This window comes from Sphingopyxis sp. CR5 (assembly GCF_059693785.1).
The window spans coordinates 19,356-33,059 of record NZ_JCATIE010000018.1; the positions used below are offsets into that span (position 1 = coordinate 19,356).

The 13,704-nt window shown below is 65.8% G+C and carries 1 protein-coding gene (cut by a window edge); it reads right to left on the minus strand.

Going from position 1 to position 13,704, the window contains the following annotated elements; all coding sequences use genetic code 11:
* A protein-coding gene (locus AC58D2_RS19875; RefSeq protein WP_497392773.1) for a putative Ig domain-containing protein crosses the window boundary here: on the minus strand, positions 1–13,704 show its end. Its footprint extends 23,520 nt past the window's final position; the window shows 13,704 of its 37,224 coding nt (coding positions 23,521–37,224); its start codon lies off the right edge, out of view — the gene reads right to left on this strand; it ends in the stop codon at positions 1–3.

Sequence of the window (13,704 nt, forward strand, 5' to 3'; positions counted from 1 at the left end):
TCATGTCCGCTTACGCCGCCTCTTCGCGCGCGGCCGGTCGCGCGGATCGATCAGCAACGCCGGCAGCATCACAGGCAACAGGTCGAAACCGCCGTCCGCGTCGGCGAGCAGGCGCGCCAGCCCGGTGTCCGCAGCCGCTGTTTCGGGTTGGGAGGGTCGGGTCAGCGCCGCCGGCACCGCATCGAAATCGAGGTGCGCCGCAGGGATATCCCCGGATGGAGCGCCGGGCGCCTCATGCCGCTCGCCGCTCGCCGCTGCCTTGGCCTCTGCCTTCGTCTTGGCATCGGCGAGCGCCTTTGCCTTCTTCGTCTTTCCAGAGGCGGTTGCGTGAATGTCCTCGGCCCATTTGCGCACCGCCGCTTCGGTCCCATAGGCGATCGGGTCGAAGGCGGGCCGTTTGGCGGTCCAAGACGGGAGCACCGGCAGGCCGGACGCCGTTCGACCCGTCTGCCACAGGCTGGCGACGAGCGGCGACGACTGGCCGTCTTCCAGGAAGCCGACGAACTGGAAGGCTTCGTCGATCCGCGTTGCCGACGGGGCCGCCGCGTTGATGGTGTCGACCGCGACGGTCAATATCTCGCTCGCGCCATAGGGCGCGCTCGCGGGCACTTCGGCGTCCAGGCTGAGCAGCCAGCGACTGCCCGCGGCGATCGGCGTATCGCTGACCACCGAAATGATCGCCACGCGCTTGCCGCCCGGCGCCGCCTCGGTCCGGTAATCGACCGTCGCACCGTCGGGCAGATCGGCGCCGCGCAGCACCCCGTCGATACGCAGCAACGCCGGATCATAGGTGACGCGGAAGGTGAGCGTCTTCACCCCGCCCTCGCTGGTGAAGCGCACCTGCAACCCTGCCGCGTCCTCTAGCGGCACATCGACATGCTCGCCGGGTCCGCGCATGAAGTCGGGCAGTTCTGCGGTGCCCGACGCCGGCTGCGCGAACAGGATCGCCGCCCGATAATCGCCGCCCGCGACGCCATCGGCATCGCCGTCGAGCATCACGCCGTCCGCGCTGAGGAAATAGGCGTCGTCGATCAGCAGGCTGTAGCGATCATATTGCAGCGGCTTGCCGTCGGCACGCGTCAGCACGAAGCCCCGGCCATCGCCGTCATAGGCGATCGTCGCGGCAATCAACCCGAAACGCTCGCCGGTCAGCGTCACGACGCGACCCGACGCATTCTGCGCCAGAGCTTCGGAGAAGCGCACCGACACAACGCCTTCGTCGATCGTGGCCTGCGTTACGCGCAGCGCCGGGGGCGCTGCCACCGCAACATGCAGCGGCGCGGCGTCAAAATGGCCGTCGTCGTTGACCAGCGTCGCCCGGACGACATAATCGCCCGCGACCGCAAAGGCGTGACTCGCATCCGCCGCGTCGCCCGCGACGCGCGTCGGGGCGGTACCGTCGCCCCAGTCGATCAGCCACTCGACCGGCGTGTCGTCGCCCGGATCGATGGCGCCGAGCATCACCGTATAGCTCTGCCCCGTACGGCCGCTGTCGGCTCCGGAAACGCTGAGCGTAGGTGCAACGTCGGCAACGTGGATCGTGAAGGCGACCTGATCGGACAGGCCGTCGGCGTCGGTGACGCGCACGACGATCGATGCCTCACTGTCGCCATCAACCGCGGTCCAGGTGAACAGGCCGTCGGCACTGAGCGACGCCCCTTCGGGGCCCGACAGCAGCGTCCAGACAAGATCATCCACCGCGCCATCGGCATCGCTGGCCTCCAGACGGACCGAGACGCTGCTGCCTTCATCGACCTCGACATCGGCCGCCGGCGCGATCACCGGCGCATGCAGCGGCGGCGCAAGCAGCGTGATCGCGAAGCTCTGTTCACTGGCGGCCCCGTCGGGGTCGGTGACGCGCACCGTCACCTGTTGCACGTCGGCATCGCCCGCAGCGACCCAGCGGAACTGCCCGTCGGCGGATACCGTTGCGCCCTCCGGCCCGGCAACCAGCGCATAGACCAGCGTGTCGGCGGCATCATCGGCATCGGTCGCGGTCAGCGTCAGAACCACTTCCCTGCCCCGCTCGACGCTCTGGGCCGGGATCGGCGCCAGAACCGGTGCGTCATTCGGAACCGCGACCACCGTGATCGTGAAGCTCTGCTCGCTCGTCGCGCCCTTGGGGTCGGTCACGCGCACCGTCACGTCGCGGGTCCCGGTGGCGCCGCTGGCGGTCCAGCGGAAATCGCCATCGGCCGACACCGCCGCCCCCTCCGGCCCGGCGACGAGCGAATAGACCAGCGCATCGGCTGCATCATCGGCGTCGCTCGCGACCAGCGTCAGCGCCAGTTCCATGCCCTGTTCGACGCTCTGCGGCGCGACGGGGGCGAGGACGGGCGGCTCGTTGGGCACCGCGACGACGGTGAGCAGGAAATGCTGCTGGCTGAACGCGCCCTTGGGGTCGGTAACTTGCACGACCACCTCGCGCGTCCCGGCGGCGGCGGTCGCGATCCAGTGGAAGCCGCCATCGGCCGATACCGTCGCGCCCTCCGGCCCATCGACGAGCGAATAGACCAATGTATCGGCTTCGTCGTCGGCATCGGTCGCGGTCAGCGCCAACGCCAGTTCCTCGCCCTGCGCGACGCGCTGGGCCGGGATCGGCGCGAACTGGGGAATCGCATTGCCCGCCGGCGTCACCCGCAACAGGAAGCTACGCTCGCTCGACGCGCCCGCCGCGTCGGTAACGCGCACCGTCACCGTCCGATCGCCGGGTTCAGCAGCGGTCCAGTTGAACAAGCCGGCGTCGGTCAGCGTCGCACCCTCGGGCGCCGCGACGAGCGACCAGGTGAGCGCTTCGGCCGCATCATCGACGTCGCTGGCGGCGAACGGCAGCGACAGCAGCGTGCCTTCGGCAACGCTCTGATCGGGAATCGCTTCCAGCACCGGCGGATCGTTGACCGCGGCGACGTTGATCGAGACCGTCGCCGTCACGGGCAGGCTCAAACCGTCGCTGATCGAATAGGTGAAGCTGTCGGCACCGGCGAAATCGGCATCGGGCGTATAAAGCCACGCACCGCCCGCCGTTTCGGGCGGCGTCAGCGTCCCGTGCGCGGGTCCCGCGACGATTGCGACCGTCAGCGGGTCGCCGTCGACATCCCCGTCATTGGCGAGCATGTCGATGCTGGTCGGCTGATCCTCTTCGCCCGCGACGCTGTCGTCGCGCGCGACGGGTGGCGTGTTGGGCGCGGTGACGAAGACGACATTGTCGATCGCGACGCGGCTGTCCTGCGCGCCCATTCCGATCAGGTCGAACGAGAGAATCGCCCCATTGCCGCGCGAAACACCTTCGAGCGAGATGGTGACGATCGCTTCGCCGCTGCCCGGCGTGCCGCTGACCGTGACGCCAGGCGCGAGATAGAGGCTGCCGTCGGCCTGCAGGTTCAGGAAAGCGTCGGTCAGATCGAGCCCTCCCAGTGCGCCGAGCAGCGACCGGCCCGTCACCGGATCGATCAGCGCCGCTTCGAACGCGTCGGGCGGCAGGTCGGCGTCGGCACCGAGCACCGCCGAACGGATCGTGAAGCTGAGCGTGCGGGCGCCATCGGGAATCGCGAAGGACTGGCGCAGCGCCGTCAGATAGCGCGCATCTTCGGTCAGCACCGCCTCACCACCGGTCAGCAGTGCGCCGCCGGTCGTCGCCCAATCGCCCGCCGCGGCGAAATCGCCGTTGAGGAGCGCGCCCGTCGCTGCACCCCCAAGGGCGATCAGACCGGTCGAACTCGACGCCGCACCGGCAACCGTTTCCGGTGCCGCGGGCAGAACGACGGTCGGGACGCTTTCGCCATCATCGCCCTCAGCCGCTGCATCGGCCGCCGCGTCCGGATTGACGTCGCGATCGAGCGCGCTCGGCAGGCGGCGCTCGCCAAGCCCGAGCGTCGCGCTCATCAACCGCATATCCTCGGTCCGCGGCACATCGGCCAGACCGATGCCGTGTCCGAGTTCGTGCATCATCACCGTCAAAAGGTCGACGCGGCCAGCGGCCTCGCTACCGGGCGCCGCAACGAGCAGGTGGTCGGCGGTGCCGAGCGTGAACTCCTCGGCCGTTCCCGGCGTCGCGTCGATGAACCAGCCATAGCCGCCGGCATCGTCGTCGATCGTCAGCACGCCGTCGGCGAACGACGCCAGCGCCTTGTCGGCGAGCGGACGCACCTCGACGGTGACAGTTTCGAGCAGTTCGGCGACGCCGGTGAACAGGTCGCTGTCGATCCACGCGTTACGCGCCACGTCGAACAGCGGCAGCGCATCGTCGGCGGTGATCGCGGGCGCCGGCGTGGTGATCATCGCATCGGTTTCGATCTCCAGCGGATCGCCGTTGGGGATCAGGCGGAAATGAATATCGTCGAGGAAGAATATCTGGCTGATCGGTTCCAGCGTCGCCGGATCGACATCGGTGCCGCCCCCGGGCCGCTCGAACTTCACCTGCATCGAGGTGCGGCGATCATTGTCCCATTTCTCACCGCCCGTTCCCGGTATTTCGGAGGCTTCCTGTTCGCCCATCGAAACGGGATCGACAACGCGCGAAGGATCATCGCCATGATCGATCAGATACTGCCGGATATAATGGGTAACCGTCTGAGCCCGCTTCAGGGCGAGTTCGTAGTTATAGGCGTCGTCGCCGCGCGGGTCGGTATAGCCCAGAATCTGGATCTTCGTCGCCTCGGGATGGTTGAACACCCATTCCGCCTGCTTCTCCAGCACCAGCTTCGCGTCGGACGACAGGCTGGCATAGCTATATTCGTCGAACTCGAAGAGAAGCCGGTAGTCGATATCCTGCGGGTTTTCCCAGTCGGTGATGAAGTCGAGGATTTCCTCGCTGTTGCGATGCTCGAAGCTCAAGGTGACGATCTTGCCGCGATAGGCCGCGGGCAGTTCGAGCACATGCTCCGTCTTTTCCATGAAGCCGGGTTCCAACCGGATATGCTTGGTATAGGTGCCGAGCGATCCGTCGACCGGAGTGACGGTCACGACCAGCTCGACATTGGGGGTCATCAGCCAGGGCGAGATCGTCTCGAAAGTCAGGAAATTGGCAGTGTCGGGAACATAGACGCGGTTGTGCGTGATGCCCGAGAAATCGACCGCCTTTTCGATCACATGATCGAAATAGTCGCTGAAGGCGTTGACATAGGGGTCTTGCGGAAACAGCGCCTGATAGCTGTCGAGCGTCCCGCGCATCAGCGCCGCGACCGCCTTTTCGCCGCCCATGATCAGCGCGAAATCGGATTCGGGCTTGAACAGCTTGTCGAGCATCGCGCCCATCGCTTCCTTGAGCAGCGCGGTCAGTCCGTCGAGTTCGGCCTTGGTCGGGTCGTTCAGCTTGGTGAAGGCATCGGTGAAGCTCTTCGTCTGGCCGGTCCAGACCTTCGCATCGACCGCCAGCTTGATCCAGTTGTCGACCTTTTCGAGGAATTTGAGCGCCGACTGGACCTTTTTGACCGCCGGGCTGTCGGGGCCATAGGCGAGCAGCCACGCCTGATATTCGAGCGAGCTCGTGTCGCCCGGGGGCGCCGACGGCAGCCCCGCCTTTTTCGCCGCGATGCCGCGGGCGATATAGCTCATGATCTTGTCGGCAAAGACGTCGAGGAATTTCGAGAAGCCATCCTTGAACGCCGTGCGGATGTCGGTCTGCATCAGCATCAGGCCCGACACGTCCATCGGGCCCGTCGAAATGCCGACAAGCTGCCCGATGTCGAGCGTGAACCCCGATCCGCCGTGGAACGACCAGCCCGGCAGTTCATAGGATACCGGGAACCGCCCGCGGTCGGCACCGCTGATCAGGTTCCAGATCGACTGGCGCGTGCCCTGTTCGAAATCGCCGTTGAAGATCGTCGGCACCGCCCCGTCGGACCTGGTCGTTTCCGTATTGTCATAGGCGACCGAGACGCGATCGCCCGCACGCTCCCAATATTCGGCGCCGCCACCGACCGGGCTGTAGTACCAGCCCGTGCCGATCCCCTCCCACACCGCGGTCAGATCGCCGCGCGACGTGCCGCTGGTGACGGTTTGCGTGACGTCCTTGGGAATCACGCTGTACCAGGGCGTCGTCCCGAAATCCTCGGTCGGCAGGACAAGCGACAGGGTGCCCCGGCCGTCGTCGACGACGCGCCGATAGACCGCATAGCCGTTGAAATTGTCCGCGCTGACGTCGATCGTTCCGGCATACCATTGCCACACGCGGCTATGCGGCCCGCCGAAACCGAGCAGCCAGACGTCGTCCTGGGTAAAGCCCGAGCGGCCATCGAGCAGCACGTCGAGGTCGGCGCTGTTTTTGGATGCGAAGGGATTGCCCTGGAGCAATTCCTTCAGCTTGTCGGCGTCGAGATCCTTGAAGGGATCATTCTCGAGCGACCGCCCGTTCGGGGTGACGGTGAAGGCCAGATTGCGCAGCGTTTCGCCGAGCGGCAGGGTCGGCGGGTCCATACGCGCCAGTGCCTGATAATAATTGTCGGCGAAATCGACATTGTCCCAGACCTGTACGTCGGGATCCTTGAAGTCGCCGAACGGCGCCGGATCGAGCTCGATGCCGAGCTTGTCGGCAAGCGCGAGCAGCTTTGGCAGGCGCAGCGACAGGCTGGTCAGCGCGGCGCCGATCGGTGGCGCGAGGACGTCGGCAACCGCCGCCGCGCCGGTAAAGATCAACGGCAACAGGATGTTGAGCGGGATGTTGAGCGTCTTCTGCTCCATGTCGTGCGGATCGAGCGTCGTCATCTGCAACCCGCCCTCGCCGCCGGCATTCGGGAAATAGGTACCGAGCCGCTGGATAATCTCCGAATTGACGACGGTGCCGCGGCTGTGGCCGATGAAATGCATCGCCGAGCCGAACAGATCGCCCCCCGTCTCCGCATTCAAGGCGACGAGCGACGCGAACAATGCGTCCGCCGCGGCTTCGGCGAAGCCGCTGTCGGTGATGTCCGATTCCTTGTTCCAGTCGGACAACAGTACGACACCCTTGTCCTTCGCGTCGGCCAGTGCCGCGGCGTTGCGCTTGCCGCTCGCGATGTCGATCCAGTCCCCGCTTTCCTTGTCGTAATGGAGGACGACCCCGCCGCCGCTTGCCGCGACGATGAGCTTCGCCATTTCGGTGAAGTTGCCGCCATCGGGCTCGAAGGGCGCATCGTCGAAGGCAAGGCCGAACTGGAACCCGTGGGTGAGCACGGTCACGCCGTTGAAATAGCCCTTGGTCCGTTCCGCCGGGATCGTGAAGGCGGCCGACTCCCGGATATCGAGGCCGACCATCTGGACACCCCAATAATATTCCTGCCCCGCGGTCATCGCGCGCGCATAGCCGTCGTCGAAGACAAGTTTATAGGTCCTGTCGTCGGTGTCGCCCGTCCGCTCGACCGTGCCGTCGGCGTTCACATAATAGGCGCCGGGCGTGAGGTCCTTTGACGTGAAGATGCGGTTGGGATTGTAGTCATCCTTGGCAAGGATATCCGCATCGGGATCCGAATCGAAGAAATGGCGCGTCGTCGGCCGGTCCTTCGGCCACAGGCCCTTGCCCGGCGGCAGCGCGCTCAGATAGAATTTGGTCGCATAGCCCCTTTTGTCGGACACGAGATCCGTGTCGATTTCCCAGGTGAAGGTCAGCGGCTCTTCGTCCTGGTTGACGAGATCGAATTCGGAGAGCGGCGCCAGCAGCCGCAGCGCCATCACGTCCTGAAGCGCCAGACCGCTGCCGTTGCGCGCGACGTCGATCGGCGTGCTGTAGATCGGGTGGCCGTAATTGATGTTGTCGAGCGCAATCCGGTCGCGATCGTCGGTGACGTCGATGTCGCGGATCGTGTCGATGTCGATCACCACGACATTGCCGGCGCCGCGATAATAGGCATAGAGTTTCTTGCCCGAACTATCGATGCGCAGATCCTCTAGGAAAGCCATCGGCACCGGCGTCGTCGACCCGAGCAGCACCGGATTCGGGCCGAAGGGATCCTGGATGATCATGATCTTCGACCCGATTTCATAAAGCGAGTCGACATCTTCGGCGAGGCTGGGTTCATAAAAGCCGCGGCTGTTGATCCGCGCCTGCGCCTGTTCTCCGCCATACCAATAGAGCGTCGGCAGGCCCCAGTCGGCGACGAACATATATTGCCGGTCGGGCGTCACCGCGATGCCCGACGCGTTATGGACATTGAGGTCGGGCACCTTGCCGATCGAGAAGCTCGATTCGTCGGTCGTGCGCTTCTTGTCGACGCTGAGCACGACGCCGGCGATCGAAAATGGCTGATACATCACGCCCACTTCGACGTCGGTGATGCGCGTTTCGATCTGCGTCACCTTGGCCTGGAAGCTGCCCGGGGCGTTGTTGGTCACTTCGACGGTGCGGACGCCGCGGTTGCGGTCGCCGCGCGAGACGAAGACCATGCGGTCGGGATCGCTTGTCGCCTGAATGTCGAACACCTCGATTCCGGCCGGAATCTTGCCGATGATCGTGCGCCACTGTCCGGTGTTGGCCTGCCCCGCAGCGGGCCGGTCCGTTTCGTCGGTATTGATGACCATCACAAAGCCGGGATCGGCGTTCTGATTATATATCCAGGCCCGTTCGCCGAACATTTCGGATACCGGCACACCGACATAGAGACGGGTGCCGTCGGCATTCAGCGCCATGCTGGTGATATGCCCGAACTCTTGCTTTTGGCTGATCACCGACACGTCGATGGCGTGGCTGCCATAGGGCAGCACCTTCAGATAGTTGGATTGTCCGGGGTCGATGTTGATCACATAGACCTTGCCGAGACCGGCGGCGTACAGATAGCGATTGGCCGGATCGACCGCGAGCGCGGTCACCGCACCGCCCGGTATCTCGATCATGTTGACGCCGCCTTTGTCCGGGTTGACGTCATATTGCTGCAACGACAACGTGTCGATGACGGCAATTCCCTTGTTCGTCGCGACAAAGGCGGCGCCCAGGTCGTTGGTCACGACGATATCCTCGACCGTTGCATCGAGTTCGATACGGTGGATCGCCTGATCGACGTCGCTCGCCGGCTCACCCGGCAGGGCGCGGTCGATCACGACAACGCCGGTCGGATCGCCGACGAAGCCATAGCCCGCCTTGTTGTCGATGGCGACCGGCGAACTGGACACGATCTGGCTGCTCGCCAGCGCCTTGCCGTCGGCCCCGGTCACGGACCCCGTTTGCGGCCGTTCAAGATAGATTTCGGTCGATCCGAGGAGGACATGCGGCGGCACCAGGAACGTGACCGATGTTTCACCATTGTCTTCGTTGGCAAAGGCGAATTTGCTGCTGTCGATCTCCAGTTCCTGCGTGCCGTGACGCAGAATGACCTTCAAGTCGCCGACGCGCCCGCCGGCGGTGCCTTCGGCATCGATCCCGCTCAGGAAATTGGTGCCACGAATCTCGACCAGCGTGCCGCTGTCGCCCGCGAACTCGACCGATGCCGCGGTGATGACCGGTCCGGTGTCGCTCTGTGCCAGCGGCAGCGGGAAATCGGGATAGATGGTCTTGCCCGCCGCCAGGTCCTCGAGCGTAATCTGCGGATCGAGCTTGATCTTGGTGACGTCCATGCCCGCATATTTGCGATAGGCGTAAAGCTCGCCGAGTTGCGCGAAGAGCGGCATGGCGACCATGCCGAGCGCGGCGCCCGCAAGACCCAGCGCCGCCACGCCGCCCGCAAGGCCGCCGACCGAAGCGATGCCGATCGCCGGCGCAAAGACCATCGCCACCGCCGTCGAGAAGCCGACGTTGATATTGAGGTTGGGAACCGGCTGCGAAGCGCGCGCGATCAGGACGCTGCCCCGCTTGCTGAGGCCCGGATAGGGAGGCGACTTCACCCGCGCCATGCCGTCGGCATCGACGGTGCCCGAATCGATGACGGTCCAGACCTCGATATCCTCGCCATTCTCACCGAGCGGCAGCATCAGGTTGGTAAAGAACCACAGCTGGTCGCCCGGTTCGGCAACGCCATCGGGGACCGGCACGGCGATCTGCACCGTATCGTTGAATTCCCCCCCCTCGACCTGAAGATCGAAGGCGCCGACGAAGCTCAGCACCTCTTCGTTCGGCATGGCGATCGGCAGTTCGCCCTTGTCGAGGTTGGTGATCGTCACTTCGGCGTCACCGGTCAGCCCGCCGGGACCGAAGGCGATCTGCACCCCGTCGGCATTTTCGACGATGCCCCCGGTTTCGCCATCGACCGTCACCGCGTCGCCCACCGTCGCCGGCAGCACGCTGACCACCACCCGGTCCTCGCCCCAGCCGTTGATCACCGTCACCGTCGTGGTGCCGGTACCGACGCCGCGCATCACGCCGTCTTCGTCGACCGTCACGACCGAGGTATCGGACGACACGTAAACGGTGCCCGCATCGGCGCCGTCGGCCAGAAATTCGCCATTGGGATCGAGCCGGGTGACGATGCGCCGCTCGCCACCGTCGGGCAGGATCGTCACCGTGTCGGGATAGGCGTCGATGCCATAAATCGCCGTCATCAGGTCGAAGCCCGTTTTCGCATAGCCGACGGTCACGGCGGTCGCGGCAGAGATGTCGCCGCGCGTGACCTGGAGATAGGTGGCGCCGTCGCCCGCCGACAGCATCGTGCCGTCTTCGAGCAGCTTGACGATCGACTGGTCGCCGACCCTGGCATCGACATAATTATAGGGAAGGTAGACGGCGTCCTGATCGGCGAAGGTGCCGATCAGCCCGACGCGCAGGTCCAGCCCGGCTTCTGAGAAGCTCGGCGTGCGGATGTCGAAATCGATCGCGACCAGCGGCGCGTCGGATACGGCGATATCGATAACCCCTTCGGCCGAGGTGCCGAAGCCGTCGTCAGCCGAAAAGCGGATGCTGGCTCCGCCGCTGTAGCTTGCCGCCGGTGTAAAGATGAAGGATCGGCCGTCGGCGGTCAGCTCGGCGGTGCCGCCGGTCGTGCCGATGATGCGGTAATAGAGGCGGTCGCCATCGGGGTCGCTCGCAATGTCGCCGAGCGGCACCCAGGCCTGCAAATCGACGTGCGTCGTCACCGTGTCGATCTCGTCGGCGATCACCGGCGCGCTGTTGGCCAGGAATCCGTACGAGGCGGCGACGAGCTGGCGGTCGGTCGCGTCGGTCACGCCGTCGCCGTCGATATCTGAGCCAAGGAGCGCGGCGACCACCGCGGCGCTGTCGGTGCCATCGACCCGTCCGTCGCCGTCGATATCGCCCGCAATCCGCATTTCGGCCTGGTAGGCGCCGGTACCGGTCAGGGTCAGCTGGTACAGTCCGGCCTCGCTTGTCGCGAACAGGGTGACCCGACCGCCGTCGGCGGTCCTGAGGCTGGTCAGTGCCGAAAGCCCCGCTATTTCCGGAATCGCATCGCCGCTGGTCGCGACGCGCAGGATGACCGCGCCGCCCGCGGGACCGGCCAGTTCGCTGTCGCGGATGGTGAAGGCATAGCTGTCGTTCGCCTCCGCATCGAGGGTACCGGCGATGGCATGGCCGGTGAAGGCGGCGGCGGTGCCCAGGTCGGCGCGAACCGGGCTGGTCGTCACCGCGCCATCGTCGCCATAGGCGATACGCGTGCCGTTGCCTTCGGAGGGAATTTCGATCGCCAGCCGACCGTCGGCATAGCCATAACGGACCGCCGAACCGGTCGCGAGATCGCGCACCGCGGTCAGCCTGCCCGCCTCGTCATGGTCATAGACGATCGCGGCGCCGTCCGGCCCCGTAACCTGGATAACGCGGCCTTGCGCATCGCGGAGGAATTGCAGCGCTTCTCCGCCCATCGAAGTGATCGCGCCGTCGCCGACGAGCAACCGCCCCTCCGCCGACCGGATCTCGACCGTGCCGCCGCTGCTGTCGACGATATAGGTTGTACCGTCCGGGCCGGTCAGCGCATAATCCGCATTGCCGAACTGCGACGCGGCGGGATTGTAGGCAAGGCCGGTATCGACATCGAAATAGCTGCCGCCAACCTTGCGCAACTGGGTATCGGCCGATTGCAGCGTCCAGCCGTCGTCGGCGTCCGCGACCCAGGCCGGACGATAGAAAGTGACGGCACCGATCGTCTCCGCAACCGGACGGAAGGCGAAACCGGCACGATCACCCGTCGGCAGCGTCACGACGACCCGCGAACCGAGTTCGAAACCCGGCAGCGCCCCGCCGATCCCCGGCAGGTCACTCACATTGCTATCGACGTCGATGTCGAGCCCCAGGAAGCGCCATTCGCCGGTCTGGCTGTCGTATTGACGGGTCAGCGCAAATGGCACGCCGCCGAGCGCGACCGCCAGATCGACATGCGTCGAGCGATAACGACCGGTCTTGTCATCGCCGGTGCGCAGCTCGATCTCGGCACTCGCCGCGCTGGTCCGGCCGCCGATGTCCCGCGCGGTCAGGCGCAGCGTGTAGAAGCCGTCGGCAAGCGTGCGGCCATCGAGCGTTGCGAGGTCGCCATTGGCATTGGCTTCGCCGCGCGCCAGTTCGCGCACGGTGCCGTCGGCGGCGATCAGTTCGATCGTCCACTCGTCGAGGTTGGCGTCGGCGACCGATGCGTCGATCGCAAGCTGCTCGCGCACCACCATGCCGTCGATACCGTTGCCGAAACCGATGACCGGCGCGGTCTTGTCGGCGGGGTCGCGCACCTTGAGCCATTGCTCGACCGTCGCGGTGCCGCCATCGGCATCGACTGCGGTCGCCCGCACCAGATATTTGCCGGGTTCGCCCGCCGTGACAGTCGCACGGCCATTGACGTCGAGCGCGATTTCCTGCCCGTCGACCCACAGGCGCAGCGAAACGATATCGGACAGGCTGTCGGCGACCGGGTGCAGCAATACGCTCTGCCCCGGCGTCGGGGGAAAGCTGGGCGTCGCCTCTATCCGCACCAGCGGCGCGGTGGGTTCGAGCTGCGCGCGCATCAGCACCGAACGGCGCACCGTCGCATGGCCGTCCTCAACGATAAGCGTCACGACATAATCGCCAGCCTGCCCCGGTCCCGGCGTCCACGAAAATTCGCCGGTTTCGGCATCCAGCGTCGCACCCTCGGGCAGGTTTTTGGCGCTGAAGCGCAGCGTGTCGTCGCTGTCGGGGTCGGTCGCGGCGACGATGAAGCTCTTGTCCTCGCCGATCAGGAAGGCATGATAGCCCTCGTCGATCACCGGCGCGCGGTTCACATTGGCGACGCGGAACAGCACATCGATCGTTCCGACCGCGCCCGACGGGTCGGTCGCGGCGAAGCGGACGATATGATCGCCCGCCTGATCGAAGCCCGGCGTCCATTGCAATTCGCCGCGCGCGGGCACGAACAACGCGCCTTGCGGAAGGCCGCTGACCACCGAAAGCTGCACCGGATCATCGTCCCCGTCCACCGGGACAAGCCGAATCGTCGTCGGCGAACCTTCGCGCAGCAACTGCATCGCCATCGGCACGAACTCGGGCGCCTGGTTGGCGTTGGCGACGGTGAAGGTGACGCTTTCGGTCGCGCGCTTGTTGCCGTCGCTGGCGACAAAGACGACCTGATAGGTCCCGGCGGCGTTGAGCGCGGGAGTCCAGCTGAAGCGACCGGTCTCCGGATCTAGGGTCGCGCCGGGCAGATCGCCCTCCATCGCGAAGGTCAGCGCATCGCCGTCGGAATCGATCCCGCGCAGGTCAAAGGCGAATGCTTCGCCTTCGGTCAGCGTCCTGTCGCCGACGGGGGCGAGCAACGGCGCGCTGTTCGCGGCGCGAACGACGACATGGAAAGCCTGGCTGTCGCTGGCCGGGGCGACGACGCCGCTGCCGCT